This is a genomic window from Pseudomonas sp. JL23, assembly GCF_056933585.1.
Window position 1 is genome coordinate 3,715,714 of record NZ_CM167795.1, and the last position, 26,600, is coordinate 3,742,313.

The window sequence follows — 26,600 nt, forward strand, 5'->3', positions numbered from 1 at the left end:
GCTCCAACGGTCCGGGCCTGCCGAGAACTACCAGTTGTACGTCACCCGCCCGTAATAAAACGCCCCGCTATACCCGTACGGCGAAAAGGTGCTGTAGGCCAGGTTGCCGCCGCTCGACGCATAGGCATTGAGTTTCTCCGGATACTTGTCGGTGACGTTGTCGCCGCCTACGGTGAATACCCAGTTCTTCAGCTTGTAATCCAGGGCCAGGTCCAGCAGCCAGGCGGCGCTGAAGGTCTGGTCGTTGATCTTGTCGGCCTGGTAACTGGTGAATTCGCCATAGCGCACCAGATTCGAATGCAGGGCCCAGCGGCCGTATTCCAAGTCGTTGGCCAGGCTCAGCTTGTGCTGCGGCGTGGTGTCGCCCAGCAAGCCGATGCGCTCGCGACGGTCGACCCGCAGCAGGTTGACGCCCAACTGATCGAGGATGGCCGGGTTGGCCTTCACGTCGGTGACTTTGGTGTGGTTGTAGTTGTAGCCAACCGTGCTGCTCCAGCGAATACCGTTATCCAGTTGGTAGCGGTAGTTGGCCACCAGGTCGATGCCGTCGGTGCTCGTGTCGGTGGCGTTGGTGAAGTAGCGCGCCGTGGTGTAGTTGATATTGCCCACGCCATTGGCTTGCAGGTAGCTCACTGCGGCGGGGTTCAACGCCAGGTTCGACGACAGCGAGATGCGGTCCTTGATATCGATGCGGTAGACATCGGCGGTCACCGTCAGATTATCCAGCGGCTCCAATACCAGGCCGACGCTGTAGTTGTGCGACTTTTCCGCTTTCAGGTCATCGGCGCCCAGCAACTGGGCCACCTTGCTATCGGCCGGGAAAGTCCCCGCCTCCTGAATGGTGTTGCCGATCAACTGCGACGAGGTATAGGTGAAATTCTGCTGGGCCAGGGACGGCGCACGGAAGCCCGTAGAGACGCTGCCACGCAAGGCCACCTGTGGGGTGAAGTCATAGCGCGCCGAGAATGAGCCGCTGACATTGGAGCCGAAGTCGCTGTAGTCCTCGTGGCGTACCGCGGCGGATACCCCGAGCTTCTCGGTCAGATTGGTCTCGACGTCCAGGTACTGGGCGAAGTTGTGTCGCGAACTGCTGCCGGCATCCTCAGCGCGGAAACCGCCAAGGCCCGAGCTGCCGCTCTGATAGTAGGACTCCGGCTGTCCGGCCTGGATCTGATAGCCCTGGCGCAGATACTCGGCACCAAAGGCCACCGAGACCGGATACGGCAATACGCCAGTGTCGAACTCCCGGGACAGGTCCAGGCTCAGTTGCTTCTGATCGTTGACCAGGGTGCCGTTATCAAAGGAGTGCGGCGTGGCCAGGCCCAGGGAGGTATTGATGGTCTTGGTGCCCAGCTCGTAGGAGTTGCGCCCGTAGTTGGCCGATAGATCGTAATGCCAACTGTCCGCCAGCTCGCCGCGCAGGCCGACCACCAGGGAAGTGTCTTCCAGCACGCCATCGATCAGCGGCAGGTAGCCATTGGGGAAGATCGTCGGATTATTGTTCGAGGCATTGCTGGCCCGGTAGAAGGCCGCTGTCTCGCCCCGGCGCTTGCTGTAACCGCCAAAGCCGTACAGCTCGGCTCCGTCGTTGAAGCTGTAGGCCGAGTTGAACTGCACCTTGCCTTCATGGGTTTCTGGCTCGCCCTGGCGGAATACGTGCTGGCCATAGGTGGTGGAGCCGATGCTGGCCGTGCGGTAATCATCGCCGGCACGGTCGGTGTAGTCGTTGTTGGCGCCCTCCCCGGCAATATCGAAGAAACCGTTGGAGCCAATGGCAAAGCCGCTATTGCCAGCGACCTGGCGCTGGATGCCGTCGCCTTTCTTGTACTCACCGAACTGGGTCGAGATCGAGCCGCCATGGTCGGCGTGTTTTAGGATGATATTGATCACCCCGGCAATAGCATCGGAGCCGTAGCGGGCCGAGGCGCCGTCGCGCAGCACTTCGATATGGTCGATGGACGACAACGGGATGGCATTCAGGTCCGCCGGCGCCGAACCGCGCCCCACGGCGCCACCGAGGTTGACGAAGGCCGAGGTGTGGCGGCGCTTGCCGTTGACCAGCACCAGCACCTGATCGGGCGACAGGCCACGCAGCTGCGCGGGCCGGGTCAGTTCGGCGCCGTCGACCAGGCTGGGCCGGGGAAAGTTGATTGATGGAATCAGCCGCGCCAATACCGTGCCCAGCTCATTGGAGCCGGAACTGCGCAGGCTGTCGCCACTGATCACGTCGACGGGCGACAGCGAGCCACTGGCGGTGCGTTCCTGCACCCGGGTACCGGTGACGATCACCGTATCAAGGCTTGCGGTCGTCGGCGCCTCAGCGCTGTCGTCGCTAGCCGTTGCTGCGATGGCCAGGCTACTGCTCAATAGCTGTGCCGAGATAATCGCCGTCGCCAGGCGATGTCGTGTGAAGCTCCTCATTCCCGCGTTCCTTTCTCTCTATACGGACCCAGGTCGACTGGTGCGGCAGTCAACGAACGATCCGTATGGCGAACGGTGGCGGTCATCCTTGTTTCATGAATAAGTCGGTGGCCCGATGCCATATACGATAACGAGATATGTAAAATTATTTAAATATCTATATGGAATAAGCAAAGTCATAAGCAGAAAACGACTTTTAAGCTCGAAATGGAATTACCAAATGCCAACTCAGTATTTCTGGGTCTAACACGAACGCGCTACCTTGGCTCCACTCACAACGCCATCGAGAGCGCATCATGCAAGCGACCGCCCATATCATCGACCTCACCCGCTATCGCCAACGCCGTCAGGCGCGCCGCAATGCCGAGCTGATGTGGGAAATGTACGTCGCTCGCGCCGGGCTGGCCGAGTGGACCGTGGCCCAGGTCAACAAGGCGCTTGAGCTACGCCAGGTCAAGCCATGACCCTGCTGCGTAGCGCTATCGTGCTCGATGAAACCGCGCCTCCCTCCAACGAACAGAGCCTCACCGATGACGACCTGATTGGTGATCGCGTCTCACAGAACCTGCAACGCCTGCGCAGCAAGCGCTACCTGTCCCTGGACGCCCTGGCCCGCCTGTGCGGCGTGAGCCGGGCGATGCTGGCGCAAATCGAGTCCGGGCGCAGCGTGCCGTCGATCAAGGTGCTGTGCAAGATCGCCAAAGGCTTGAAAGTGTCGGTGGCGGCGTTTCTCGATACCCGCACCTTTGAAGGCGTCGAGCTGCTGCCCGCGCAGCAGAGCAAACGCCTGGTCAGCGCCAACGGCGCCTTTGTCAGCCGCGCGCTGTTCCCCTTCGATCGCTCACGGCAGACCGAATTCTACGAAATCCGCCTCGGCGCCCTGGGCGAGGAAATCTCCGAAGGCCACGCCGCCGGCGTGCAGGAAAACCTGGTGGTGGCCCAAGGGGTACTGGAAATCAGCGTCAACGACGAACGCTACCTGCTGTCACCCGGCGACTCGATCCTGTTCTACGCCGACCAGCCCCACCGCTACCGCAACCCGGCGGACAGTGAAGCGATTGCCTACCTGGTGATTACCCATCCGGAGCAGTTGGATTGATGAGTGATTTTGCACTGTGGGACCGGCTTTAGCCGGGAAAGGGCCAGTACACCCTCTACATTTCCTTACTCATAAATAATGCTTTCCCGGCTAAAGCCGGTCCCACAATGTAATGCAAAAAAGCCCCTGATCTCGCGATCAGGGGCTTTTTCGTTGAAACCCGCAGGCCTGGCCAAGGCCCGGAACAGTCAGCTATCAGCAGGTGCAGCACATCATCGGCATGCCATTGCAGCTCATCATCATCGGCATGCTGCAGTCGTTCATCATTTTCATCATCAGCATGCAGCAGTTGTTCATCATGTCCATGGTCATGCCGGGCATTGGCATCATTTTGCACTTCATGCAGTCGGCTTCAACCATGCATTCCATGACGCATTTCATCATCGGCATCGGCATACCCATCATCATCGGCATGTTCGTGGCGCCCATCATGTTCATCATGGCCATGCCGTCGGCGGTCATGCACATCATCGACATGTTGGCGCAATGCATCATCATCGGCATGCCGCAGTTCATCATCATCGCCATCATCTCGGCGTTGTTCTTGAACATGGCCATGTCCATACCGGCCGCAGGCTTCATGGTGCACATCATGGCGTCGGCCATCATTTCGCATTCCATGGTCGCCATCATCATCGGCATGCCCATCATTGGCATCATCGGCATGGTCTGATTCATTGGCATCTGCATTGCATTCATCATGTTCGAAACTCCGTTATCGAATAGGCTGTGGTGTTGCTTGGCGCCGATTCTAGGAGTTTGCGCAGGGGCTACAAGACGCTGGCATTGCGCCGTAAAAAGCCACCCGTGACGCAGTAAAGCTCAGGTTCACGACCTAAAAAGCTGTCATTGCATCTGAATGGGTGTAATCACATCCCTATCAGAGACAGACACATCGATATGCCTGCGATGGATATCTCTTTGCGATCTATTGACCTTTGATTCATGCATAAACGGTCTAACCGGCTAGGCATTTTCTATCGCCCGATGCGCTGGAGCGGTGGTTTCCAGCAATTGGGTGATGGCGTTGAGTACCTGCTCCGGACGTTCCAGCATCAATTGATGGCCACATTGCGCCAGAACCTGGAACTCGGCGTTGGCCAGATGCCGGGCCAACGCCTCGCCGCCATGGGCCGGGGTCAGGCCGTCCTGATCGCCGGACAGCACCGAGACCGGCAGTTGCAGGCTGTCCAGTTGCCCGCGGGTCGGCCAGAGCGCCTGGCGGCTCAGGGCCTTGAACACGTAGAGCGGGTTGTTCTCGGTGAGTTTTTCTTCGTAGTCGATCAATGCCGCATCAGCCGCCGGGTGCCAGGCCCGCTCACGGAAACCCTTGGCCAGCCAGGGCCGCAGCAGGCGCAGGATCCACACCGGCAAGGACAGCACGCCGGGCTTGAATTGAGGCCGGTTCAGTACCGTGCCGAGCAGCACCAGCCCGTCAATACCGTCTGCCTGCCCTTGCCGGGTCAATTGCACCAGGGCGCTGAGGGTCAGGCCGGTGCCAAAGGAATGGGCGATCAGCAGGTTATGTTCACCGCGATAACGTCGCAGCACTTGCAGATAGTCCTCCACCAGTTCCTGCCAGGCATAGGCCGACTCGATATCGGGCTTTTCACTGGCGCCATGGCCCAGCAGGTCCAAGGCGACCAGCGAGTAACCGGCGGCAGCCAGGGCCTGCCACTGCGCGCGCCACTGGTCCTTGTTGCCACCGGCGCCATGGCAGAAGAACAGCACCGGCGCATCGGGGCGGTTGCCCGGGTGGTAGGCGATATCGAGGATGCGGCCGGGGCGTATTTCAATCGCCTGGCCGACCACGACGGGGCCGGAATCGGGGATTAGTGGGTCAGCCATGTGGTAGTTCCTTCCAATAAAGACTTCAATGATGCGACTCGCTCGCTCCAACGGTTATATTCAGATGCTCACGCAGCGTACGCCCGGCGTACTGCCGTCGAAACAACCCGCGCGTCTGCAACTGCGGCACCACCTGTTCGACAAAATCCTCCAGTCCCCCGGCAAGGTACGGCGGCATGATATTGAAGCCATCGGCAGCGCCCTGGGTAAACCATTGTTCCAGGCGGTCGGCGATGGTCTTTGCCGTGCCCACCACCACATGATGCCCTCTGGCGGCGGACATGCGCAGGTACAGCTGACGAATGCTCAAGCCTTCCTTGCGCGCGACTTCCAGCAACAGGTGCTGGCGGCTGACCCCGGAGTTGGTCGGTGGCAATTCGGGCAAAGGGCCATCCACCGGGCAGGCGCCCAGGTCCAGGCCGCCGGCGATATCGGAGAGCAGCGACACCCCCACCACCGGCTCGACCAGCTCTTGCAGCTGCTGATACAGGTCCTCGGCCTGTTGTTCGGTGCGACCGACAATGGGCATGACACCGGGCATGATCTTCAGGCTATCGGGATGGCGGCCAAACCCTGCCATACGGCTTTTCACGTCGGCATAGAAGGCCTGGGCACCGACCAGTTCGGGCTGGGCGGTAAACAGCACCTCGGCGTGGGCTGCCGCCAGCTCGCGGCCTTCAGCGGAAGCCCCGGCCAATACCTGCACCGGCGCCAGACCTGCGGTCTGCCATTGCTGGCGCACGTCGCGCAGAAAGCGGCGGGCCGACTCATAGCGATCGCCATGGCCGTAATGCTGCTCACGGCCGAAATTCAGGGATTCCCGGGCATTGCTCGAGGTCACCAGATTCCAGCCACTGCGCCCGCCGCTCAAGCGTTCCAAAGAGGCAAAGCTGTCGACCAGGGTGCGCACGCTGTTATAGGACGAGGTGGCCGTGGCGATCAGGCCAATGCGCCGGGTTACTGCGGCCAGGGCGGCGAGCAGGGTCAAGGGCTCGAAATGTTCGGTGCGAGCCATGCGCTGCAAGGCCTGGGTCTGGCCCGGCAGCATGGCCAGCGTGTCTGACAGGAAAATCGCATCGAAACAGCCGCGTTCGGCGGTAGCGGCAAGCTGTTGGTAGTGGGCCAGGTCGAGGCCGCCCGCCGCATGGGCCTGGGGGTGGCGCCAACCGGCTATGTGATGTCCGGTCGCCATGAGAAAGGCGTTGAGGCTCATCTGACGCGTCATACGGGTACTCGCAATAAGGTCTCGGCGTCGCTGACCACCGGGTTGACCGGCAGCGCAGCGAGCAGTGCCCGGGTATAGGCATGTTGTGGCTGGCCAAAGACCTGGGCGGTAGGCCCGGTTTCGACAATACGGCCGTGTTGCATCACGGCAATGCGGTCGCTCAGGCGTGCCGCCACATGCAGGTCATGGGTAATGAACACCAGGCTGAGTTTCAGGCGCTGTTGCAGGTCCTCCAGCAGCTCGAGGATCTGCACCTGAATCAGCGCATCCAGGGCGGAAACGCATTCGTCGGCGATCAGCACGCGCGGTTGCAGGGCCAGGGCCCGGGCAATGCCGATACGCTGGCGCTGGCCGCCGGAAAACGCCTGGGGATAGCGGTCGAAGGCGGTGGCAGGCAGGCCGGTCAGTTGCAGCATGTCCAGGGCAATGGTGCGTGCCTGCTCAGGCGAAGCGCCGTGGACCAGCGGCCCGGTCATGATGATCTGGCCGACCCGCTGGCGCGGATTGAGCGAGGCGAATGGGTCCTGGAAGATCATCTGCACGTCGCTGCGCCGTTCGCGCAGGCGGGCTTCAGGCAGGCGTGCGACGTCGTCACCGAACCACTCGACCCGGCCGCTATCGGGTCGCAGCAGGCGAATCAGATGCCGCCCCAGGGTCGATTTGCCGGAGCCGGATTCGCCGACAATACCCAGGGTCTCGCCTTCGCGCAGGCTCAGACTGACGTCGGCCAATGCCTGGGTCGTGCGCTTGCGCCCCCAGCCCAATGATGCGCGGAAAGACTTGTTCAAGGCCTCGGCATGCAGCAATACCGGCGCATCGGTGGGCAGCGTACGCGAGTGGCCCTGGACCGGTGCCGACGCCTCGACCAGCCTGCGCGTATAAGCCTCACGCGGGCGGCGCAGCACCTCTTCAGAACTGCCCTGCTCCACCAGATGGCCCTTTTCCAGGACCATCACCCGGTCGGCCACAGCCCGCACCACCGCGAAGTCATGGGTGATAAACAGCATGGCCATGCCCTTCTCGCGCTGGATGCGTTTGAGCAAGGCAATGATCTGCACCTGGGTGGTAACGTCCAGGGCCGAAGTCGGCTCATCGGCAATCAGCAAAAGGGGGTCGAAGGCCAGGGCCATGGCGATCACCACCCGCTGGCGCTGGCCGCCGGACAATTGGAACGGGTAGACCTGCTGCAAACGCGCAGGATCCGGCAGGCCCACATAGTCCAGCAGCTCGACCACCCGCAGGCGCCGCTGCTGTTTGCTGGTCACGCCGTGGTCCAACAACACTTCCTCGATCTGCCGACCGATGCTCAACAAAGGATTAAGCGCGCTCATGGGTTCCTGGAAGACCATGCTGATCTGCCGCCCGCGATGCTGGCGCATCTGATCTTCGCTGAGGCTGGCCAGGTCCTGCTGCTGGAAGTGGATCTGCCCTGCCTGCGGCGCCATGCCTGCGGGCAACAGGCGCAGGATCGCACTGGCGAGCATGGACTTGCCCGAACCGGACTCCCCCACCACGCACAGGCACTCCCCGGCATCGATATGCAGCGACAGGCCGTGCAGCGCATGGCTGCGATCAGCCCCTTGGGGCAACGGGATACGCAGGTCGCTGACCTGCAACAACGGCGCATTGGCGATAGTCATGGGCGCCCTCCTTGTCTGCCCAATGGCTCGAAAGCGATACGCAGCCCCTCGCCGATTCGATTGACCGCCAGCACGCAGAACATGATCGCCAGCCCCGGCAGCAGGCTCATCCACCAGGCCTGGCGCAGCATATTGCGTGAGGCATTGATCATGTAGCCCCAGCTCATGGCATCAGGGTCGCCCAGGCCGAGAAAGGCCAGGGCCGCTTCGGTCAGGATCGCCGTACCCATGATGAACGACATGGTCACCAACAAGGGCGACAAGGCGTTGGGCAGGATCTGCCTGAAAATGATCGCCAGGGGTTTCTGCCCCAATACCTGGGCGGCCTGGACGAACTCGCGCTGACGCAGGGTCAGGAACTCGCTGCGCACCAGTCGCGCCACCGGCGGCCAGGCCACCAGGGCGATGCCGATTACCACGGAAGTCAGGGACGGTTCCAGCACCGCCACCAGAATCACCGCCAGCACCAGTTGTGGAATGATCTGGAAAAACTCGGCCAGGCGCATAAGCGCTTCGTCGACCCAGCCACCGGCATAACCGGCCAGACCGCCGATGATCAGGCCCACCAGCAGGGTCGCCAGCGTCGACAGCGCACCCACGGCCAGGGACATGCGCGCGCCGTAGACCAGCCCGCTGACGATATCGCGGCCGAGCATGTCGCTGCCCAGCCAGTGGCTGCTGTCGGCAAACGGCGGCAGCAATGGCTTGGCGGTCATGGACCACGGCGAGTCGATACCCAGCCAGGGCGCCGCCACCGCCAGTACAGTCAGCAACAATAAAAACAGGCCGCCGAGCACGGCGCTGCGCTGACCCACGAAGCGGCGCAGTACCGATGGCTGCGCAAAGAATTCAGCTTGGCTCATCAGTTCAGCTCCCACTGCCGGTGCGCGGGTCGAGCCAGCGGCAAATCAGGTCAGTCAGTATGTTGAACGCCACCACCAGCACGGAAATGACCAGAAACACCCCGAGCAGCAAGGGATAATCACGCTGGCTGAGGGCGTCATAGAGCAGGCGGCCGATGCCGGGCCAGGCGTAGACCACCTCGATCAGCAGCGAGCCGCTGGCCAGTTGGCCCAGTTGCAGACCGGCATAGGTCACCACCGGCAGCAGAGCGTTGCGCAACACATGGTCGCAGAGGATGCGCGCAGGTTTGAGGCCCTTGGCATGGGCGGTGCGCACGTATTCCTGGCTCATGGATTCCAGCACCGCCGCCCGGGTCAGCTGCACGTACAGCGCCAGGAACATGAAACTCAAGGACAGCGCCGGCAGCAACAAGTGGCCGGCATAGTCGCTAAACAGCGCCCAACCGTGCAGATCGCCGTCCACCGACGCCATGCCGAAGGCCGGCAACCAGTCCAGCAGCACCGAAAACAGCAGAATCAGCAGCAACGCCAGCCAGAACGACGGCGTCGCATACAGCACCATGGCGGTATGCGAGATCAGCCGGTCCAGATAGCCACGACGACGCTGGCTGCGGGCTGCGAGCACGCCCAGGCCGACGCCGATCAGTGACGACAGAACAAACCCGGTGCCCATCAGCAACAAGGTCGCGGGCAGGCGTTCGGCGATCAGCGACCAGACGCTGGCCTGATTGCGATAGGAATAGCCCAGATCCAGGCGAGCCGCATGGCCCAGATAGGTCAACAGCTGATGAGCCAGAGGCTGGTCCAGGCCCATGTCATGGCGCAACTGGGCAACGTAGCCCGCATCATCGACGCCCGCCTCCCCGGCCATGAGCATGGCCGGATCGCCGGGGGCCAGGCGCACCAACAGAAAACTCAGCACCAGCACCCCGACAATCACCCCCAGCCCGCGCCCCAGGCGACCGCCCAGGTAGGCGAAGAATCCGCTCATGGCGCACTGCGCTCCAGGTACACGGTGTCGTAGCTTTCGTTAAGGCTGGTGGCGGTTTGCAGCAGGTTCTTGACCTGGGTGTGATAGAGCGTCGGGAAGCGCATCTCGAAGATCGGCGCCAGCGGCAGGTCATCGTTCAAGTGGTGTTCCAGCTCGCTATACAGCGCGTTGCGCTCCGGCCCCGGGGCGATATCGGCGACTTTATTCCACAGGGCATCGACCTGCGGGTTGCTGTAGCCGCCGACGTTATTGAAGGGTGTACCCTTGACGATATTGTCCGAGCGATAGAGGTAGGACGTGGTCAGGTACGGGTCGCCAATCTGGAAGACGAAGTTGTAGCTCAGGTCGAAATCCCAGCTGCTGACGCGCTGGTACCAGGTCGCCGCGTCGGAGGTCACTACATCGACCTTGAAACCCAGGGGTTGCAGGGACTGCTTGGTGTACTCGGCCAGACGCTCCCAGGCGCCGCCCTTCTCGCCATTGAGCAGGCGAATATGGGTCTTGCCGACATCCACCCCGGATTCGGCGATCAGCGCCTTGGCCTTGGCCAGGTCGTAGGTGTATTGCGGCAGCTGGGCATCATGGTACGGCGTGCCGGAAGCGAAAGGCCCTTGGGCGACTTTGCCGGCGCCGAAGAAAATGTTGTCGACGATAAAGGGGCGATTCAGCGCATAGAGGATCGCCTGGCGCACCTTGGCGTTATCCAGAGGTGGCTTGCGCAGGTTGATCTGCAAAAAGGCCAGGCCAGCGTACAGCTCATAGCCTTTGTCGCTGCTGGCCACGCCGGGCAAGGCGCTCAGCCGGGCCAGGTCGGCGTAGTCGGCGTCACCGCTGCGCAGCACCTGCACGTCGTTACGCTCGAAGGCTGCCGCCCGTGACGAGGCATCGGGCAGCACATGGAAGACGATTTCGTCCAGGTACGGCAGGCCTTTCTTCCAGTAATCCGGGTTCTTCGCCAGCTTGATATAGGAACCGCGCTTCCACTCCTTGAACACGAACGGCCCGGTGCCCACCGGCTTGAGGTTGTAGGGGTTACTGCGGTAGTCCGTGCCCTCGTAGAGGTGCTTGGGCGCTATGGGCCGCAAGCCGCTGCCCAGTGCCGAGAGCAATGGCGCGAAGGGTTTCTTCAGATGAAACACCACTTGCAGCGGTCCGGTCTTGTCGATGGACGCCACATAGTCATTGAAGATATCGGCCAGGCGCTTGTCGGACTGCGGGTAGAACTCCTTGAAGCTGAACAGCACGTCATCGGCGCTGAACGGCTGACCGTCATGCCAGTGCACGCCGTCTTGCAGATCGAAGGTGTAGGTCAGACCGTCCGGGGCAATAGTCCAACTGCGCGCCAGCACCGGCTGCGGTTTGAGATCAGTGTCGAAGGTCAACAGCCCTTGCAGGACCTTGCCGCTGACGTACTGGGTCGCCACGTGGGTGACCAGGCCGTGCATCAGCGACGGCGGCTCGGGTTGCGACACCAGGTTCAACACGCCACCGGCCTGCGGGTCAGCCCAGGCGGGGCTGGTGGTCAGGCAAACGCCGGTCAACAATGCGGCACTCAGGGCGCGCACGGTCTTGCGCCAGCCTGATGAACCGGATGGCGCGGTGCGGGGAAACAAAGTCGGCATGGGAACTCCAGGGCATTAGGCAATACCTGGAGATAGCAAGGCCTGTGCCACGGGCTGCAGCCCTTGCTGCGCCTGGTTTTATGGCTGTTTGCGGACGGGCAAGTGTAGGAATTTGCACAGCTGTTTTTCCATGTTGTGGGAAAAGCAGCAGTGGCATGGGGTGATTTCTGTGGGACCGGCTTTAGCCGGGAAGGCGCATTCCCGGCTAAAGCCGGTCCCACAGGGATTCCTGCCAACCTTTGAACACTGGCACAACCCTTGCGACAACGCCCTCATCAAGATTGAGAGCACGCACATGACCTACGATTACCTGGGCAACCCCCTCGACAGCGAACACCCCGCCACTGTCGCCGCCATCGATGACTTCGTCGGCGGCTTCCTTGCCTATGAGCCCCGCGCCCTGAATATCATCGCGGCCGCTGACGCCGATGCCGGTTCAGCACTGGCCAATGCCTTCGCCGGTCTGCTGATGATGTTCAGCGAGTCTCCCGAAGGACCGCAACTGGCGGCGGTCTATCAACAACGCGCCGAAGCGGCCGAGCCCTCTGAAGCCAGCCGCGCCGGGCGGTATCTGCAATTGCTGCGCGCCTGGCGCCTGGATGATCTGCCTCGGGCAATCGCCATCAGCGAAAACCTGGTAACCACCTTTACCCGCGACCTGCTGGCGGTGAAGCTCGCCCAGTATTTCCACTTCAATAGCGGTAACTGGCCGGCGATGTTGCGAGTGGCCGTGCAGGCGGTGCAGCACGCGGCCGATATCGCCCATACCCATGGCATGCTGGCCTTCGCCTACGAACAATGCCATCTGCTCGACCAGGCCGAAACCGCCGCCCGCCAGGCCCTGCATTTGCTGCCCAGCGAACCCTGGGCCCAACATGCCCTGGCTCATGTGATGCTGACCCAGGGGCGCATCGAAGAAGGCACGGCGTTTTTCGAAGAGGTCAGCGCAGGCTGGGACGGCCTGAATTCCTTTATGTACACCCATAACTGGTGGCATCTGGCGCTGTTTCATCTGGCTCGTGGTCGCCACGCCCGGGTGCTGGAGATTTACGACCGGCATGTCTGGGGCATCTTCCCCGAGTATTCCCAGGACCAGATCGGCGCCGTATCGCTGCTGACCCGCATGGAGCTGTCGGGCATCGACGTTGGCGAACGCTGGCAGGCCGTCGGCCACTACCTGTTGGCCCGGGTCGCGGATACCGTGCAGCCGTTTCTCAGCCTGCAATACCTCTATGGCCTGGCCCGGGCCGGACACAAGGATGCCGCGGCGCAGCTGCTCCAGGCCCTCGACGCCCAGGCTGAAGCGGCGCCCGCCTACAGCCGTGATGTCTGGCGCGATATCACCCTGCCCGTCGCCCACGGCCTGCTGGCCCATGCCTATCAAGACGACTCGACCGCGGCCCGCTTGCTGGGCGACACCCTGCCTGCCTTGAACGCCATTGGTGGCAGCCACGCCCAGCGCGACCTGTTTGCCCTGATCGAACTGGACGCCCGGCTCAATGCCGGGGATTGGCAGGCAGCGCAGCAGACCCTGGAACTGCGCCGTCGCTATGACCCGTGGGATGTGCCGACCAATCAGAGCCTTGAGCGGGTCTATACGGCGTTGCAGTTGCCGGGGGAAGCGCGACGGGCTGCGGGGCGGGTGGTACAGGCGTTGTCGGGGGTGATTCCGGCTTGACGACAAATTTTATGAACTGAAATGAGATTCTGTAGAGGGCCGCTGCGATATCCCTGGCATCGCACTATCGCTCAGCAAACATATAACCAATGTGGGACCGGCTTTAGCCGGCAAGGCTACACATGCCTGATCAAGCAAATGGGTTTGCTATCCCGGCCTCTTCCCGGCTAAAGCCGGTCCCACAAAAAATCACATAAACTGAGTTGATTATGCAGGAACGCACCGCATTTCAAAGCCTCCCGCGATAAACCCCACGCGCAATCGCCCTGGCCACGCAATCCGCCGCTGCCGAGCCCAACCGCCCCACATCCACCTGGCGCGTTGGCCCGCTGGCAATCTCTTGCGCGCCGCAGGCCAGGGCAAACACCGTGTCGCCGTCAAACGGCAGATGGGCCGGGCGTACGGCGCGGGCGATGCCGTCCTGGGCCATGATCGCCAGGCGGGTGCATTCGGCAGTGGTCAGCCGGGCATTGCAGGCCACCACCACCAGCGTGGTATTGGCCCCGGTCTGCAAACGGCCCATGGCGTCCAGGCGCGACAGTTCGGGAATCGGCTCGGCGACCTGCTGCTGAAAGTCCGGGCGATGGCCGCCGAATTCACCGTCCACCTCCCAAGGCCAGGCCCAGAAGGTTTCGCCGTCAGGCATATAGACCGAGCCGATGGGGTTGGCCACGGCCAAAGCGGCGACGATCAGGCCGTCGCCCAGATCCAGGGATGCCGACCCCAGGCCGCCCGGCAGGATCCCCGCCATGGCCCCTACCCCGGCACCCACCCGACCTTCGGCAAATTCCTCGCCAGCAGCATTCAAGGCGCTAAAACCCAAGCGCCGATAAGGTGGCTCCAATCCCCAGTGCTTGTTACCGGCATTGGCCAGGTCATGCAGCACCGCCGCCGGCACGATGGGGATCGCCGGAGCCCCGGCGTGCAATCGCAGGCCGACGCCTTCGGCCGATAACGCCGCCGCCACCGCATCCGCCGCGCCCAGGCCAAAGACCGAGCCGCCGGAAAACACCAGGGCGTGCAACTGGCCGACCATATTCTGCGGTTCCAGGGCCGCCGTCTCGCGGCCGCCGGGACCACCGCCGCGAATATCAACCCCGGCGGTCCAGGCGCCAGCGGTGCGGATCACCGTCACCCCGGTCTGGGCGGCAGGATCCTCGGCATGGCCGACCAACAGGCCGGGAATATCGGTAAGGGAATTACGGGGGCCGGGAAGCGGCATGGACATCTCCATCAACTGAATGCGATGCCTGGGCCAGAGCAAGCGCTGTGCCATGCGCCGATGCGGCGTATCCATGGGTTGGCGCTTGTGTTTATCCAGCAATGCACTGGCCAAAAACCAACAGCCTGATCCGCGACTGTTAAAAAAACACCAATGCACGCCAGCCATATAACGCAACCGACTAATAAATAAGGATTTTCTCGAATGGCACAGCGCTTGCTCTAGTGCAGTACCAGAGCTTGAGACCGCAAGGCTGTCCGATCGACGCGACAGCCCGGCAACAAGCCGTTACCCCACTTAACGCACGACTCTTACGCCTTGCTCCAGAGCAACGTGAGTCAGCCATCGAGGTGGCTCGGCAACCCAACAGGGTACCGACCGCAGACCCATTGGAGTTTCATCTACATGAGCAACATCGCTGCCGGTTCCGCCCGGTCTTCCCGCAAACTGTTCACCCATTCACTGCTGTTCCTGGCCGTCTGCGAAGCGTCCGGCTACAGCGCCCTGGCCCTGGCCGCCGACAAGAGCGACAACCCCCTGGACACCGTGGTCGTGGTCGGTAACCGCGGCCAGGCCCGCACCCTGGCTGAAAGCCCGTCGCCGGTGGATGTGATTTCCGGCAGCCAGCTGCAGGCCACCGGGCAAGGCGACCTGACCCGCGCCCTCAGCCGGGTGTTGCCATCGCTGAACCTGCCCGCCTCCTCCGGTTTCGGCTCGACCTCGGTGGTACGACCGATCACCTTGCGCGGACTCAATGGCGATCAGGTGCTGGTTCTGGTCAACGGCAAGCGCCGTCACAACAGCGCGCTGCTCAACAACGCCACTTCGCTGAACTCCGGCTCGCAACCGGTGGACCTGGACATGATCCCCACCGCCCTGGTGGACCATGTCGAAGTCCTGCGTGATGGCGCGTCGGCGCAGTACGGCTCCGATGCCATCGGCGGCGTGATCAACGTGGTGCTCAAGCAACAGGATCATGGCGGCAGCCTGTCCACCACCTACGGCCAGAACTACGAGAACGGCGACGGCGAAACCGTGCGCCAGACCGGCAACGTCGGCCTCGCCCTGCCCAACGACGGTTTCATCAACCTGGGCCTGGACGTGAAGAAGCAGCGCGTCTCCGACCGCTCCGACGCGGCGCCCTATACCGACGCCGCCGGCAACACCAGCAGCCAGCACACTTACTACGGCACCGGCCTGCCGGAGGCGCGCAACTTCAGCCTGGGCTACAACGCCGAGCTGCCCGTTGGCGACCAGACCCTGTACTCCAACGCCACCTATACCCGGCGCAACTCGGAAAAACCCCTGGCCTTCCACCAGCCATCGAGCTTTAACGGCATTGCCACGCCCTACCCGCAAGGCAAGGAAGACACCCTGCGCTTCATCGAAAACGACTTCCAGTTCACCTTCGGGGACAAGGGCCAGGCGGCGGGCTGGGACTACGACCTGTCGACCACCTACGGCCAGGACCACGCCGAAGCCACCCTGCGCGATACCTATAACCTGAGCTACGGCATCAACTCGCCAACCTCGGTGGACACCGGGGTGAAAACCTTCAGCCAGTGGACCAACAACATCGACCTGACCCGCGCCTTCGACCTCGGCCTGGCCAAGCCGACGCAGATTTCATGGGGCCTGGAACAACGCTACGAAAGCTACAAGATCGGCAAGGGTGACTACGAGTCCTACGCCAGCGGCCCGTTCACCACGGGCACCAATGGCGCGCTGATCGCACCGGGGACCATCTCCGGCGCCGGTACCACCCCGGCCGACGCCGCCGAACGCGGGCGCACCAGCTACGCCGGTTATGGCGAGATCGGCCAGGACCTGACCGACAAATGGCATGTGGACCTGGCCGGGCGCTACGAGCACTACAACGACGGTTCCGGCGTTACCACCAATGGCAAGCTGTCGACCCGCTACCAGCTGACGCCGATCCTGGCGATTCGCGGCACCGCCAGCACCGGCTTCCGCGCGCCGTCCCTGGCCCAGCAGATCTACAGCTCGACCTCGCAGACCTCGGTCAACGGCAACCTGTTCGACTATCGTAACGTCGCCGTCGACTCCGACGTCGCCAAGGCCCTGGGCGCCTCGACCCTGAAACCGGAGAAATCCACCAACTACAGCCTCGGCCTCACCCTGCAACCCAGTGATGTCACCAGCCTTACGCTCGATGCCTACCAAATCAAGGTTCGCGACCGCATCGCTCAGACCGGCTACCTGGGCGGCACCCCGGCGATCCAGCAGATCCTCGCCAATGCCGGGCTGAACCCGAACCAGGCGGTGACCTACTTCACCAACGCCCTGGACACCACCACCCGCGGCGTCGATATCGTCGGCGACTACCGCCAGGACCTCGGCGCCTACGGCCGCCTGCGCTACACCCTGGGCTTTAACTGGAACACCACCGAGATCGACAGCATCCATGCCTCCAGCGTGGCCCAGGCGGCCCTCGGCCCGACCGGTGGCTACGACCGCCAGCGCCAGGGCAACCTCAAGCACGGCACGCCGGAGTCCCGCACCTTGTTGGGCGCTACCTGGGATATCGACAAGTACACCGTGGGCCTGAACCTGACCCGCTACGGCGAGTACACCGAATACGGCACCGCCGAGCAGTACGACATCACCCATGGCGCCGCCTGGATCACCGACCTTAACGTCGACTACCACCTGACCAGCAACATCACCCTCAATGCCGGGGCCAACAACCTGTTCAACAAGTACCCCGAGCGCACCAACCTGGCCAGCGCCTCCGGCGGCTTCCCCTACGGCACCTTCTCGCCGTACGGCACCACTGGCGGCTACTGGTACACCGGCGTGACCTACAACTTCTAACCCTGCCCACCCTTGCCACCGCGCGGTGGCAAGGGCCTTTTTTTCGAGGGAGACCTGTCATGAGTCGTCGTACCGACCAGATCAAACTGGGCGCATTCCTGGCCAATAGCGGCCATCACGTCGCCGCCTGGCGCCATCCCCTGGCCCAGGCCGATGCCAGTCAGGATTTCGAGCACTTCAAGCACATCGCCCAGACCGCCGAGCGCGGCAAGTTCGATGCGCTGTTCATCGCTGACGTTGTCGCGGTCTGGGGCCATCACCTCGATGCCCTGAGCCGCACCGCCCGGGCCGAGCATTTCGAGCCGCTGACGCTGATGTCGGCCCTGACCTCGGTCACCAGCCATATCGGCCTGATCGCCACGGCCACCACCAGTTATAACGAGCCGTACCATATCGCCCGCAAGTTCGCCTCCCTGGATCACCTGTCCAAGGGCCGCGCGGCGTGGAACCTGGTGACCTCGGTGGTCAGCGACGAAGCGTGGAATTTCGGTCGCGAGGAGCATATCGACCACGGCGACCGCTATCAGCGTGCCGAGGAGTTCCACGACGTCGTGCAAGGCCTGTGGGACAGCTGGGAAGACGACGCCTTCATTCGCGACAAGGAAAGCGGCCTGTATTTCGATGAACAGAAGCTCCATGTGCTCAACCACAAGGGCACGCACTTTTCCGTACGCGGCCCACTGAATGTGGCGCGCCCGCCCCAGGGTCATCCGGTGCTGGTGCAGGCCGGAGCCTCGGAGCCGGGCAAGCAACTGGCGGCCAGGGTCGCCGAAGTGATCTTTGCCGTCAGCCATGAAATCCCCGCTGCCCAGGCCTTCTACAACGATATCAAGGCCCGCGCCGCCGCCCTGGGCCGTGATCCGGATGGCATCAAGATCCTGCCCGGCATCACCCCGTTCATTGGCGAAACCCGCGAGCAGTCCCAGGCCTTGTTCGAGGAATTCCAGGCGCTGATCGATCCGGTATTGGGCCTGCGCCTGCTGGCCGACACCCTGGGTGACGATATCGACTTGTCCGGCCATGACCTCGACGGCCCGCTGCCGCCCACCGAGCCGGGACAACGCGGCAGCCGCCGGGACAAGGTGCTGGAACTGGCGCGCAGCAAGAACCTGAGCATTCGCCAACTCTACCTGCACCTGGCAGCAGGCAACCCGGTGATCGGCACCGCCACCGATGTAGCCGATACCCTTGAAGCCTGGTTCGAAGCCCGCGCCTGTGATGGCTTCAACGTGTTCTTCCCGTATTTCCCCGGCGCCATTGAGCTGTTCGTCGATCAGGTCATCCCCGAGCTGCAACGCCGTGGACTGTTCCGCACTGAATACGAAGGCACCACCCTGCGGGAAAACCTCGGCCTGCCACGCCCGGCCAACACCCTGTCGAAGCGAAGGAAAGTCGCCGATGCGGTGGCTTCATGAAGGCATTGCCACTGGCCCTGATCGTCGCCGGGGGCCTGGGCAGCACCCCGGCCTTTGCCCTGAATATCCTGTTGGGTAATGACGATGGCTACGAACATGCGAACATCCGCGCGCTGTACCAGGCGCTCAAGGCCCAGGGGCATACGGTCAAGATCGCCGCGCCCTTTACCGATCAAAGCGCACGGGGCGGCGCGTTCTTTTTTGGCCGCGCCGTGGAAGTCGGCCAGGACAGCGACCCGGTTTTCCCGGACAGCTACTACCTGACCACCACCGAGCGAGGCGTCTGCACCAGCGCCGAGTGCAATGGCAAGAATGTGGATATCCGCATCAGCGGCACGCCGGTCATGGCGATCCTGATGGGCCTGAAGAAGGTCATGCCCCATCCGGACCTGGTGATCATCGGTCCCAACCCCGGCAATAACCTGGGCGCAATCAACAGCGCCTCCGGCACCTTCAATGCCGCCAGCGTGGCACTGCTCAACGGCGTACCAAGCCTGGCGGTCAGCACCGACCTGAAAGAAAACAATCCGCAGCAGGTGGCCCGGCTGGTCGGGCAGATCGTCCACAGCCTCGACAGCCATCGCCAGGCCGATGGCGCTCTGTTGCCCAAGGGCGTGGGCCTGAATATCAATTTTCCGCCCCTGGCAGCAATCAAAGGCGCACGCCTGACCCGGATCGGCAGCTATGTGCCCTTCGAAGCCACCTACGCTGACGATATCGGCAAGCTGTTTCCCGCCGCAGCGGGCAAGCCGGGAATCACCTTTCAGTACACCCCGGCGGCGACTTCGGCGCAGCAGGACGATGAAGCGGTGTGGCTGGGTCAGGGGTTTGTGACCATCAGCCCGTTCGATGCCACCGTGCCTGCGCCCGAGGTGAGTACTGCGCTGAAACACTTGTTGGCGTTACCCTTTCATCCATGACGCGGGCTCATCGATACCTGTGGGACCGGCTTTAGCCGGGAAGACGATTTCCCGGCTAAAGCCGGTCCCACAGGCCATCAGACAGTTTTCATAATCTCTATAGACGAATCCACGATGCCCCTTGAATTCAGCTGGCAATTACCGCCCATGCAGGACGACACCCTCAGCCAGTGGCAGGCCCGGCCAGGCGACTGGATTCAGCTCGCCCTGGCCGTGGAATACGCCGGCCTTGACGGCCTGTGGATCGGCAACGGCCTCGGCCAGCCGGACAGCCTTGGCGTCGCTGCGGCCTTGTGCGCCCACACCCGCAAGCTGGCCCTGACCGTCAGCGTCGCCCCGGAGGTGATGCTCCCGGCGGCCTTGGCCAGCACCCTGCAAAGCCTGCAATCCATCAGTGAGCAGCGCATACGCCTGCATCTACCGGACAGCGGCCGTAACAGCGCTTATCGCGCCTTTGGCGAGTTTCTCAATCGCGACCAGCGCAATGAACGTATCGGTGAATACCTCGACCTGCTCACTCGTCTGCTGGCGCCCCTCGACGCGCCGTTCGATCATGCCGGGCGCTATTTCCAGCTGGAAAGCGCTGGTATTGCCCGTCGCAACCTGGCCGCCCCGCCGATGCTGCTCGACGCCAGCCAGGACCCTGAGCTGACGGGACGGCATGCCGATCAGTGCCTGCTGAGCCTGGCCCCCCTGCCTGCGCTGGCTCAGCACATCCAGCGCCTGCGAGATTCGGCCAAGGCCCATGAGCGTGAGCTGAGCCTGGCCTGTCAGCTTGGCTTGATCCTTGGCGACAGCGAGGATCAGGCCTGGCAACAAGCCGAGCGGCATCTGGCAAGCCTGGGCGTGATGGCTCCCGAGGCCGATCCTCGAGTCAGCGATCTGGCCCGCCCCTTTGCCGAGACCCGGCGCCTGGAGATCCACCCCAACCTCTGGCAGCCTGAAGCAGGTGGCGCGGTGTTTCTCGTGGGCACGGCACAACAATGCGCGGCGCGCCTGCAAACCTTGCATGAACTGGGTATCCGCCATGTCGTGATGACTGCCGAACATCCGGTGAGGGAAGTGCTGCGCTTTGCCGAACACGTCATACCGCTGCTGGAAACCCGTGGCCTGCGCAAGGAGTCGCGAAACCGTGCCTGATCAATCTGCTCTGGAACTGAACTGGTTCCTGCCCACCAATGGCGACGGCCGCCACCTGACCAGCAGCGGCCTGCCGAAAATCGGCCTGTTCCAGGAAGGCGAACGTTCACCGACCCTGGATTACCTGCGCCAGGTGGTGCGCGCGGCCGAACAGGCGCGCTTCGATGCGATCATGTTGCCCACGGCCAGCGGTTTCGAAGATCCCTGGCTGATCACGGCGGTGCTGGCTCAGGAAGTGCGCCGCCTGAAATTCCTCCTCACCGTACGCCCCGGCCTGGAGCTGCCCGCCTACACCGCCCAGCGCGCGGCGACCCTGCAACTGCTCAGTGACAATCGTCTGGCCCTGCATGTGGTCAGCGGTTCCAGTCGCTTCGAGCAACGCTCCCTGGGGGATTTTCTCGAACACGATGACCGTTATCAGCGCAGCGGTGAGTTCCTTGACGTACTGCGGGCCACTTGGCGCGGCGAGGGTCATTTGCATCACGGGCGATTTTATCGCGGCGGCCAGCCAGTCCCGGCCCAGCAACACGCGCAACTGCCACCGATCTATTTCGGCGGCGCCTCGGCAGCCGCGGAAAATGTCGCTGCCAGTCACGCGGAAACCTATCTGATGTGGGGCGAGCCACCAGCGATGGTCGCTGAGCGTATCCGCCTGATGAAAGACAAAGCCGCCGCCCAGGGCCGGACCCTGCGCTTCGGCCTGCGCCTGCATGTCTTCGCCCAAGCCACTGACGAAGCCGCCTGGGCCCACGTGGCCGGGCTGTTGCAGGAACTGCCACGGGACGCCATCGACCGCGCCCAGCAACAATTGGCCAACTACCAGTCCGTAGGACAGACCCGGCAAAGCGAGCTGCTCAGCGGGCGCGGCCACGGGGTGCGGGAACTGGAGGTTTCACCCAACCTGTGGGCCGGGGTCGGCCTGGTCAGGGGTGGCGCAGGCACGGCATTGGTAGGCAGTTATCAGCAGGTGGCCGAACGCATAGAGCAATACCGCGGACTGGGGGTCGACAGTTTTATCCTGTCGGGCTATCCGCATCTGGAAGAGGCGATTCATCTGGGGGCGGAGTTATTGCCGTTGTTGCGGCGCTAACCAGTATAGAGTCAGCGATATTCTGTGGGACCGGCTTTAGCCGGGAAGGCGTCGCCCATGACCAAAGAGAATCTGGCGATTGTACCGGCCCCTTCCCGGCTAAAGCCGGTCCCACATGAATGCCTTACGGCTCACCCTCTGCCGTTTTAGCCCGGCCCTTGAGCATCCCGTGATTGACCAGCAAGGTGCGCATGGCATTGCGGGTGATGCCCAGCAGCTCGGCGGTACGCAGTTGATTGAAACTGCAATGGGCAAAGGATTCGCGCACGATCAGGTCTTCCAGATCGAATAGCAGCGTATCCCCCGGCACCTCGAACAGCCGCTGCAACTGCTCGCGGATAACCTCCTGAGGCACACGAGACATCCGCTCGGCGCTGGTGGCCGTCGACGATAGCCCGCCAGAAAATTTCAGGTGTTCGGGGCGCAGGATCTTGTCCCCTGCCACCAGCAGTGCCAGATGCACAACGTTCTCCAACTCGCGGATATTCCCCGGCCATGGGTAGGCCAATAGCGCGCTGACCGCCGCTTCGCTGAGCATCGGCTCGGCGATCTTCAAGCGTTGGCTGTAGACGCTGCGAAAGTGTTCAACCAGAGGAATGACGTCCAGCGGGCGCTCCCGCAGCGGCAGCAACTGCACTTGCGCGACGTTGATACGGTAGAACAGATCAAGCCGGAAGGTCGCGGCTTCCACCGCCTGTTGCAGGTCGATATTGGTCGCCGTGACCAGACGAATATCGATCTTGATCGGCTTGCGCGAACCGACCCGAACGATCTCCTGCTCTTGCAGGGCGCGGAGCATCTTGACTTGCAAGGGCAGCGGCAAGTCGCCGATTTCATCGAGAAACAGGGTGCCGCCATCCGCTTCCTCGAACCAGCCGACACGCCGACCTGTCGCACCGGAGAAGGACCCGGCTTCATGCCCGAACAGTTCGCTTTCGGCCAGGCTTTCGCTGATGGCGCCACAATTGACGGCGACAAAGGCACCCTTGCGTCCGCTGGCGGTATGGATGAAGCGCGCCACCAGTTCCTTGCCGGTGCCGGTTTCACCGTTGATCAGCACGGGAGCTTCACTCGGCGCGATGCGCTTTAGGTAGTCCAGCAGGGCTTGTGAGCGCGGATCGGCAAAGACCAGCGCCTTGGCCCTTACGGACAGGGGGTTTTTCTCGCCTTGTGGCAGGGTCAGTAACGTCGCGGCGTTCCCAGGTCGTTCATTCATATCCAGGTATCCGGCAATCGATGGAGAGGCTCAACTCTCGTCAGAAAGCGAATGATCCGGAAAAACGAATATGACTGAAAGGAATTTATAACGATTTATATATTCATTTTAAGTATATGAATAACCAGCCGATTTCAGCCCGCCGCATCAACAGCCACATCGACGCGATTGCGTCCGGAACGTTTGGCCTGGTACAGCGCCGTATCCGCCGCGCCATAGGCATGATCGAAGCTGGTCCCGGCCGGGCTGGCGCTGACGCCGAAGCTCGCGGTGATCGCACGGTTTACCGGGTGCTCGTAGACGTGCCCGGCTATCGCCGCGCGCAGCTCTTCGGCCAGGCGATAGCCCTCCTCCAGCGTGCCGCCCGGCATCAGGACAGTGAACTCTTCGCCGCCGACCCGACCGATCAGGCTGCCTTCGCCCATGGTCCGATGCAGGCAGCCGACGATGCCCTGGATCACCGCATCACCCGCCGGGTGGCCGAACTCATCGTTGACCTGCTTGAAGTGGTCGATATCCAGAACGATCAGCGCCGCGCCACTTTTCTTCAGGGCGCCCACCGCCAGCTCGATGATCGCGCCGCGATTCAGTACGCCGGTGAGGGCATCGTGGGTGGCGCGGTATTCCAGTTGCCGGGCCAGGGTCTGCAACTGGGCGTTCAGCATGTTCATCTCGCGCTCGGCACGGTCGCTGCGGCCGATCAGACGCCGGGTTTCACGCATCAAGCGCTCGAAATGCGCAGTCATGTCGGCCAGGGACTGCCTGTACAGCGACGCATCAGCCTGGGGCAAGGCCAGGATCGAGCGGGCGTGCGCGATGGCGTCGGTTTCGCTCTTGAACAAGTCCGGAACGGGCTCACCCAGGATGCTGACAGAAGTTGCCGGAACAGGCATGACCGTTTTCCTTCTTAGCTGGCGATAGCGTGATCGTTGAAGATAATGGCGGTGAAGTCGGCTTTCAGCTCTTCGCCGAACTCAAAAATCGTCTCGTCTTCTTCATCGTGATACCAGTTCACTTCAACCCGGTTACCCATCTGGGCGGCCTGATCCAGGGCATCGAAAATACTGAAGAGCATCTTGGTGCTGGAGCTGTTGAAGTAAGCCAGAGCGATATTGGCAGTGATCCGTGCGTCTTCGCGGCTGCCCAGGTACTCGCGCAATTGCTGGACGATGGGTGCGTAGAACGCTGCGGCGTTTTCCGGGTAGGACTCACCTTTCATGGCCAGTAGGTTCTGGTCGAAGCGAAAGTCAACTTCCGGCGATGTAGTGGTTGCTTCAATGTAAAAATTTTCCATGGCTCACAGGTCACTCTTATCAGGCGTGGCGTCTTAGATGGTGGCTTTGAGGCAGAACAGCGTCGTATCCGGATCATCCGCGCGCGGGTGGAAGCTGAATTCCAGCGGCGCACTGGCGTCCCGGGCCATGGTCAGGAAACCCAGGCCTGCTCCTTTGCTGTCCGCCGGTGTTTCGGCACGCAAAGACACTTTGTAAGCCTGTTTTATTTCATCCAGAGACATGTGACACAGCGGTTCCAGTTTCTCGCGCAGGCGTTCGACATCACGGGTGGCGATCGGGTTGGCGCAAAGCATCGCGTGACGCTCGCCTTCGGCGCTGATGCACACCGCGCCCTGGCGCAGGTCCGGGGCCTGCTGCAGCAAATCCGACGAGTAATGAATAATGTTCTGCGACAGCTCGACGAAGGACGAGAACAGTTTGCGCCGGGTAGGCCCATTGACCCCGGAGATTTCCAGCTGCAACTTCACCACTTCGGCCATGGCCGTGACGATGTGATGAGAGAAATACCCCATGTGATAGAAAATCACGTTTCGTTGTTGGGCCAGATCGAAAAAACTGTTTTCCTGACTGGCCGGATTGATCTTAATCATTCTTGTTCCTAAGACGGGCACAAAATAGGGTGAGGTCGTCGCGTCGAGCCTGGTCTCCCTGCCATTCAGCCAGCGTGCGCTGAAGCTCCTTGCCAATGTCGATCGCCGGTTTGTTGCGGTGCTGCACGATGGTTTCAAAAGCCTTGCGCCGCCCGAAAGCGATTTTCTTCGGCCCGCCGATCTGGTCGGTCATGCCATCGGTGGCGATGAACACCAGGCTGCCGGTACGCATCTGTACGGTACTGACGGCCCAGCGATAGTCATGATCGCTGTCGACATAGCCCACGCCCATGCGCTGCCCGGCAATGGTGTCCATTTCGTCGGCATCGGGTTGCAGCACATACAGCGACATTCGCGCGCCGGCGAAGTTGAGGACGTGATCGCGGTTATCGACCCAAAAGAACGCGGCGTCCAGGCCGTCGTCGGACTCAGGAGTTTCGTCCACGCCCTTGACCTGCCCCAGCAGCTCCTTGACGCTGCGGTTTACCGCCGACAGCAACTGCGCAGGGTCCCGTGGCCCCAACTGGACCAGAGCCTGAGTCAGGGAGGACGAAGCGATCAGGGTCATAAAGGCACCCGGCACACCGTGGCCGGTACAGTCGGCAATGGCACCGAACCAGCCATCGGGATAGGCGCAGAAATGATAGAAGTCGCCGCCGACCACGTCCCGCGGCTCCCAGACCAGGGCCGCATCATCCAGGGTCGACTTCAGCGCATCCCGGGAAGCGCGCAGCATGGCGCGCTGAATCACACTGGCGTATTCGATGCTCTGCATCATCTGGCGATTTTTCTCGGCCTGCATGGCGGCTACTACCGCCATCAGCTGCAGACCATTGCCCAGACCGACGAAGACGCCGTCGCGGGTCACGATAAAGCCGTCCGCCAGGGCCTTCTCACCGTATTCAACGGTCTTGAAGGTCAGTTCTTCGATGCTCATCTGGGCATCGACGACCAGGGGTTCCTTGTCCATGAAGGCAATGCAGCTCTTGCGGTCGTACAGTTCGCGATGAAAGGGTTTGCTCATCTGCGACAGAAAGATATTGCGGTTGATCAGGCCGATGGGCCGACCCTTCTCGACCACCGCCAGACACACCATGTCTTTCTGGGAAGTGAAGAACTCCATGACCAGGCTGTTGGTGCTGTCGGAATCGATCGACGGCACTTCCTTGCAAAGGTCACCGGCGCAGCGGTGATCGCGTGGCAGTTTTGGACGCATGAAGGGGAAATGTTCGGCGTGCATGCTGGATCAGCCGGGCTGGGATGAAGGCAAAAGGCTATCCCTGAAATATGAAGCTTCCATGACAGCCGTCGCTTTAATGCATAAATCTGCTTTGCGCGCACATAACGCACGGTGAATTATCTGGTCAAATGAAAAACACGTTAACGGCACCATCATCAAATTTTAATAATTAAGCCTTCATGCTTATTGCGCTCCCTTGCAGAGTTATTCCCGCTCCGGCGGGTTTTTTATTTTGTGCCCTTCCCTATTT

At 62.1% G+C, this 26,600-nt stretch carries 21 protein-coding genes and 1 pseudogene; 9 read left to right on the top strand and 13 right to left on the bottom strand.

The window, feature by feature from the left end; translation table 11 throughout:
• Nucleotides 1–27: 27 nt before the first annotated feature.
• Nucleotides 28–2,421, bottom strand: a complete 2,394-nt coding sequence (locus AC1Z24_RS17285) for a TonB-dependent receptor plug domain-containing protein (protein ID WP_483741907.1) — start codon at nt 2,419–2,421, stop codon at nt 28–30.
• Nucleotides 2,422–2,717: 296 nt separating this feature from the next.
• On the opposite strand from AC1Z24_RS17285, the gene AC1Z24_RS17290 reads away from it, so the two are divergent.
• From AC1Z24_RS17290 to AC1Z24_RS17300, 3 genes and pseudogenes are all read left to right on the top strand, one after another.
• Nucleotides 2,718–2,885 (top strand): hypothetical protein, encoded by a 168-nt coding sequence (locus AC1Z24_RS17290; RefSeq protein WP_483741908.1) that lies wholly within the window; start codon nt 2,718–2,720, stop codon nt 2,883–2,885.
• Nucleotides 2,882–3,520, top strand: a complete 639-nt coding sequence (locus AC1Z24_RS17295) for a helix-turn-helix domain-containing protein (protein WP_259102865.1) — start codon at nt 2,882–2,884, stop codon at nt 3,518–3,520. Before AC1Z24_RS17290 ends, AC1Z24_RS17295 begins: the two co-directional genes overlap by 4 nt.
• A 202-nt stretch (nt 3,521–3,722) precedes the next feature.
• Nucleotides 3,723–4,190, top strand: a pseudogene (locus AC1Z24_RS17300) (hypothetical protein); the annotation flags it as partial.
• Between the two features lie 296 nt (nt 4,191–4,486).
• On the opposite strand, the gene AC1Z24_RS17305 reads toward AC1Z24_RS17300, so the two are convergent.
• From AC1Z24_RS17305 to AC1Z24_RS17330, 6 genes are read right to left on the bottom strand one after another with little or no spacing between them, the layout of a single operon-like run.
• Nucleotides 4,487–5,368 (bottom strand): alpha/beta fold hydrolase, encoded by an 882-nt coding sequence (locus tag AC1Z24_RS17305; RefSeq protein WP_483741909.1) that lies wholly within the window; start codon nt 5,366–5,368, stop codon nt 4,487–4,489.
• 25 nt (nt 5,369–5,393) lie between these two features.
• Nucleotides 5,394–6,593 carry an LLM class flavin-dependent oxidoreductase gene (locus AC1Z24_RS17310; protein ID WP_483741910.1) on the bottom strand — a complete coding sequence of 400 codons (1,200 nt, stop codon included), beginning with the start codon at nt 6,591–6,593 and terminating at the stop codon, nt 5,394–5,396.
• On the bottom strand, nt 6,590–8,233 hold the full coding sequence (locus AC1Z24_RS17315) for a dipeptide ABC transporter ATP-binding protein (protein ID WP_483741911.1): 1,644 nt from the start codon (nt 8,231–8,233) through the stop codon (nt 6,590–6,592). The genes AC1Z24_RS17310 and AC1Z24_RS17315 overlap by 4 nt, the downstream gene beginning before the upstream one ends.
• Entirely contained in the window at nt 8,230–9,096 is an 867-nt protein-coding gene (locus tag AC1Z24_RS17320; protein ID WP_483741912.1) for an ABC transporter permease, read from the bottom strand. The genes AC1Z24_RS17315 and AC1Z24_RS17320 overlap by 4 nt, the downstream gene beginning before the upstream one ends.
• 4 nt (nt 9,097–9,100) lie before the next feature.
• The gene (locus AC1Z24_RS17325) at nt 9,101–10,087 is read right to left on the bottom strand and encodes an ABC transporter permease (RefSeq protein ID WP_483741913.1); all 987 of its coding nucleotides are present in this window, start codon (nt 10,085–10,087) and stop codon (nt 9,101–9,103) included.
• A complete protein-coding gene (locus tag AC1Z24_RS17330; RefSeq protein WP_483741914.1) occupies nt 10,084–11,709 on the bottom strand; it encodes an ABC transporter substrate-binding protein in 1,626 nt (541 codons plus the stop codon). The genes AC1Z24_RS17325 and AC1Z24_RS17330 overlap by 4 nt, the downstream gene beginning before the upstream one ends.
• Before the next feature lie 295 nt (nt 11,710–12,004).
• Between AC1Z24_RS17330 and AC1Z24_RS17335 the strand changes: the two genes are divergently transcribed.
• Complete coding sequence (locus tag AC1Z24_RS17335; RefSeq protein ID WP_483741915.1) at nt 12,005–13,387, top strand: tetratricopeptide repeat protein; 1,383 nt, start codon at nt 12,005–12,007, stop codon at nt 13,385–13,387.
• Between the two features lie 229 nt (nt 13,388–13,616).
• Here the strand turns inward: AC1Z24_RS17335 and AC1Z24_RS17340 are convergent, their stop codons facing one another.
• A complete protein-coding gene (locus tag AC1Z24_RS17340; protein WP_483741916.1) occupies nt 13,617–14,723 on the bottom strand; it encodes a P1 family peptidase in 1,107 nt (368 codons plus the stop codon).
• Between the two features lie 291 nt (nt 14,724–15,014).
• Between AC1Z24_RS17340 and AC1Z24_RS17345 the strand changes: the two genes are divergently transcribed.
• The 5 genes from AC1Z24_RS17345 to AC1Z24_RS17365 all read left to right on the top strand — a co-directional run bounded on the left by AC1Z24_RS17345 (nt 15,015) and on the right by AC1Z24_RS17365 (nt 22,009).
• Nucleotides 15,015–17,444, top strand: a complete 2,430-nt coding sequence (locus AC1Z24_RS17345) for a TonB-dependent receptor plug domain-containing protein (protein WP_483741917.1) — start codon at nt 15,015–15,017, stop codon at nt 17,442–17,444.
• Between the two features lie 59 nt (nt 17,445–17,503).
• Nucleotides 17,504–18,859, top strand: a complete 1,356-nt coding sequence (locus tag AC1Z24_RS17350) for an LLM class flavin-dependent oxidoreductase (protein ID WP_483741918.1) — start codon at nt 17,504–17,506, stop codon at nt 18,857–18,859.
• Nucleotides 18,856–19,779 carry a 5'/3'-nucleotidase SurE gene (locus AC1Z24_RS17355; RefSeq protein ID WP_483741919.1) on the top strand — a complete coding sequence of 308 codons (924 nt, stop codon included), beginning with the start codon at nt 18,856–18,858 and terminating at the stop codon, nt 19,777–19,779. Before AC1Z24_RS17350 ends, AC1Z24_RS17355 begins: the two co-directional genes overlap by 4 nt.
• Before the next feature lie 114 nt (nt 19,780–19,893).
• Nucleotides 19,894–20,919, top strand: a complete 1,026-nt coding sequence (locus AC1Z24_RS17360) for an LLM class flavin-dependent oxidoreductase (protein WP_483741920.1) — start codon at nt 19,894–19,896, stop codon at nt 20,917–20,919.
• Nucleotides 20,912–22,009 carry an LLM class flavin-dependent oxidoreductase gene (locus tag AC1Z24_RS17365; protein ID WP_483741921.1) on the top strand — a complete coding sequence of 366 codons (1,098 nt, stop codon included), beginning with the start codon at nt 20,912–20,914 and terminating at the stop codon, nt 22,007–22,009. The genes AC1Z24_RS17360 and AC1Z24_RS17365 overlap by 8 nt, the downstream gene beginning before the upstream one ends.
• A 124-nt stretch (nt 22,010–22,133) precedes the next feature.
• Here AC1Z24_RS17365 and AC1Z24_RS17370 read toward each other — a convergent pair whose 3' ends face one another.
• The 5 genes from AC1Z24_RS17370 to AC1Z24_RS17390 all read right to left on the bottom strand — a co-directional run bounded on the left by AC1Z24_RS17370 (nt 22,134) and on the right by AC1Z24_RS17390 (nt 26,350).
• Nucleotides 22,134–23,225: a sigma-54 interaction domain-containing protein gene (locus AC1Z24_RS17370; RefSeq protein ID WP_483741922.1), complete on the bottom strand. Its 1,092-nt coding sequence runs from the start codon at nt 23,223–23,225 to the stop codon at nt 22,134–22,136.
• Nucleotides 23,226–23,359: 134 nt separating this feature from the next.
• The gene (locus tag AC1Z24_RS17375) at nt 23,360–24,118 is read right to left on the bottom strand and encodes a GGDEF domain-containing protein (RefSeq protein ID WP_483741923.1); all 759 of its coding nucleotides are present in this window, start codon (nt 24,116–24,118) and stop codon (nt 23,360–23,362) included.
• Nucleotides 24,119–24,132: 14 nt separating this feature from the next.
• Nucleotides 24,133–24,519: a DUF1987 domain-containing protein gene (locus tag AC1Z24_RS17380; protein WP_483741924.1), complete on the bottom strand. Its 387-nt coding sequence runs from the start codon at nt 24,517–24,519 to the stop codon at nt 24,133–24,135.
• 33 nt (nt 24,520–24,552) lie between these two features.
• Entirely contained in the window at nt 24,553–25,110 is a 558-nt protein-coding gene (locus tag AC1Z24_RS17385) for a SiaB family protein kinase (protein ID WP_483741925.1), read from the bottom strand.
• The gene (locus tag AC1Z24_RS17390) at nt 25,103–26,350 is read right to left on the bottom strand and encodes a SpoIIE family protein phosphatase (RefSeq protein ID WP_483741926.1); all 1,248 of its coding nucleotides are present in this window, start codon (nt 26,348–26,350) and stop codon (nt 25,103–25,105) included. The genes AC1Z24_RS17385 and AC1Z24_RS17390 overlap by 8 nt, the downstream gene beginning before the upstream one ends.
• Between the last annotated feature and the right edge of the window lie 250 nt (nt 26,351–26,600).

Coding starts and splice junctions, on each gene's coding strand:
- AC1Z24_RS17285 (WP_483741907.1), bottom strand. CDS start 2,421: ATGAGGAGCTTCACACGACATCGCCTGGCGACGGCGATTATCTCGGCA.
- AC1Z24_RS17290 (WP_483741908.1), top strand. CDS start 2,718: ATGCAAGCGACCGCCCATATCATCGACCTCACCCGCTATCGCCAACGC.
- AC1Z24_RS17295 (WP_259102865.1), top strand. CDS start 2,882: ATGACCCTGCTGCGTAGCGCTATCGTGCTCGATGAAACCGCGCCTCCC.
- AC1Z24_RS17305 (WP_483741909.1), bottom strand. CDS start 5,368: ATGGCTGACCCACTAATCCCCGATTCCGGCCCCGTCGTGGTCGGCCAG.
- AC1Z24_RS17310 (WP_483741910.1), bottom strand. CDS start 6,593: ATGACGCGTCAGATGAGCCTCAACGCCTTTCTCATGGCGACCGGACAT.
- AC1Z24_RS17315 (WP_483741911.1), bottom strand. CDS start 8,233: ATGACTATCGCCAATGCGCCGTTGTTGCAGGTCAGCGACCTGCGTATC.
- AC1Z24_RS17320 (WP_483741912.1), bottom strand. CDS start 9,096: ATGAGCCAAGCTGAATTCTTTGCGCAGCCATCGGTACTGCGCCGCTTC.
- AC1Z24_RS17325 (WP_483741913.1), bottom strand. CDS start 10,087: ATGAGCGGATTCTTCGCCTACCTGGGCGGTCGCCTGGGGCGCGGGCTG.
- AC1Z24_RS17330 (WP_483741914.1), bottom strand. CDS start 11,709: ATGCCGACTTTGTTTCCCCGCACCGCGCCATCCGGTTCATCAGGCTGG.
- AC1Z24_RS17335 (WP_483741915.1), top strand. CDS start 12,005: ATGACCTACGATTACCTGGGCAACCCCCTCGACAGCGAACACCCCGCC.
- AC1Z24_RS17345 (WP_483741917.1), top strand. CDS start 15,015: ATGAGCAACATCGCTGCCGGTTCCGCCCGGTCTTCCCGCAAACTGTTC.
- AC1Z24_RS17350 (WP_483741918.1), top strand. CDS start 17,504: ATGAGTCGTCGTACCGACCAGATCAAACTGGGCGCATTCCTGGCCAAT.
- AC1Z24_RS17355 (WP_483741919.1), top strand. CDS start 18,856: ATGAAGGCATTGCCACTGGCCCTGATCGTCGCCGGGGGCCTGGGCAGC.
- AC1Z24_RS17360 (WP_483741920.1), top strand. CDS start 19,894: ATGCCCCTTGAATTCAGCTGGCAATTACCGCCCATGCAGGACGACACC.
- AC1Z24_RS17370 (WP_483741922.1), bottom strand. CDS start 23,225: ATGAATGAACGACCTGGGAACGCCGCGACGTTACTGACCCTGCCACAA.
- AC1Z24_RS17375 (WP_483741923.1), bottom strand. CDS start 24,118: ATGCCTGTTCCGGCAACTTCTGTCAGCATCCTGGGTGAGCCCGTTCCG.
- AC1Z24_RS17380 (WP_483741924.1), bottom strand. CDS start 24,519: ATGGAAAATTTTTACATTGAAGCAACCACTACATCGCCGGAAGTTGAC.
- AC1Z24_RS17385 (WP_483741925.1), bottom strand. CDS start 25,110: ATGATTAAGATCAATCCGGCCAGTCAGGAAAACAGTTTTTTCGATCTG.
- AC1Z24_RS17390 (WP_483741926.1), bottom strand. CDS start 26,350: ATGCACGCCGAACATTTCCCCTTCATGCGTCCAAAACTGCCACGCGAT.